The 1,450-nt window shown below is 65.8% G+C and carries 1 protein-coding gene; it reads right to left on the bottom strand.

The window, feature by feature from the left end; all coding sequences use genetic code 11:
* Positions 1-394: 394 nt before the first annotated feature.
* Entirely contained in the window at positions 395-1,336 is a 942-nt protein-coding gene (locus ACN8HC_RS19710; protein WP_490076541.1) for a GlxA family transcriptional regulator, read from the bottom strand.
* Between the last annotated feature and the right edge of the window lie 114 nt (positions 1,337-1,450).

Genomic DNA, 1,450 nt, shown 5'->3' with positions numbered 1-1,450 from the left:
GGCTCTTCCCAGATGAGGGTGTAGGTCGGCCGGGCGCGTCGGTCCGCAGGTAGATGTCGAGGTCTCCCGACGATGGAGGTTCCTACGCCATCCATCCGAAAGACCTCGACGTGTCCGACGCTACCCCGCCGGCCGGCTTCGGCCGCCTTGAGCTGAGCGCCTTCGCGTCTCATCCCAGTCGATCCTGATCGAGTCTGCTGACCCCCTCGACGAGAACGCAGCGACATCACAGCCACCCGACCCCGACCGTCCGGGAAGCCGGGACACGTCACATGGCTTGTGCTGCGGGCGTGTCGAGTGGGTCGTCCAGGGGCGACGCAGGAGCGTCGACGCGACGTGCTGAGAGGTGGTTCCAGTCGAGCACTAGGACACCGGCTACAGGCATGGCGATAGGTCAGGAACGGCGTCGCTCCCTGCGCAGGAGGGAGCGCAGAGTCTCGGCGTTCGCGTAGCCGACCCGTAGCGCGATCTCGGCGGAGGTGAGGTCCGTGGTTGCTGAGAGGTGCCGAGCTCGTTCGATGCGAAGCCGTTGGACGAAGCCGAGCGGAGTGAGGTTGAGCGCCGCACGGACTCGTCGTTCGAGGGTGCGCCGGCTGGTGCCGAGCGACTGCGCGACGAAGGCGACGTTGAACGGTTCGTCCAGGCGGGCGCGCACGAAGCGTTCGAACTCGACGACGATCGGGTCCTCGTGCCGGAGATGTTCGTAGGCGACGAAGGCCGCCTGCGACGGGCGCTCGTCGATGATGAGGAGCTTGGCGACATGTTGGGCCAGGTCGGGGCTGATCGATCGCACGAGTGAGAGCGCGAGGTCGATGTGGGCGAAGGCGGCGCCGGCGGTGACGAGGTTCCCGTCGACCACGACCATGGTGTCGAGATCGAGGGCGACGGTCGGATAGCGCTTCAGGAACTCCGGCCCCAGGAACCAGCTGGTCGTCGCTCGCCGGTGATGCATCCGTCCGGTCTCGGCGACGGCGAACACGCCGGTGCACGCCGCGGCGATCCGGGTGGTCGTGTCGTCGAGGCGTCCGAGTGAGGCGATGACCGAACGAGCATCTCGGCTCTGGAGGGCGTCGTGGGTAGCGGCGGCCGTGAGGGTTCCAAGCGCGGGGACGACGACCACGTCGAACTCTGCGGACTCCGACAGCGGGTGGTCCACCGACAGGGTCATCGATGTTGTCGTGGTCACTGTCCGTTTCGGTCCGAGGATGGCGAGTTCGATCGGGTCGATCCGCGGGTCGACATCGCTGCGGGCTCCGTCGGCCACCCGCATGATGTCGATGATCGACGCGACCGCCGAACCGAAGCAGCCGTCGATCGGGATCAGTCCGATACGCATGGCGTGAACAATAGCAATACTGTCGTATACGCCACTTCTCACATGCTCTTGCTCGTCATACGCTGAACTCGCTTCACCAAGAAACCTCGACACCTAGGAGAACCCCTCATGTCC

The organism is Flexivirga sp. YIM B11880 (assembly GCF_058148645.1).
This window is presented reverse-complemented; position numbering and strand designations above follow the sequence as displayed.

Excerpts from the sequence above, each read along its gene's own strand:
- ACN8HC_RS19710 (WP_490076541.1), bottom strand. The coding sequence starts at position 1,336 with ATGCGTATCGGACTGATCCCGATCGACGGCTGCTTCGGTTCGGCGGTC.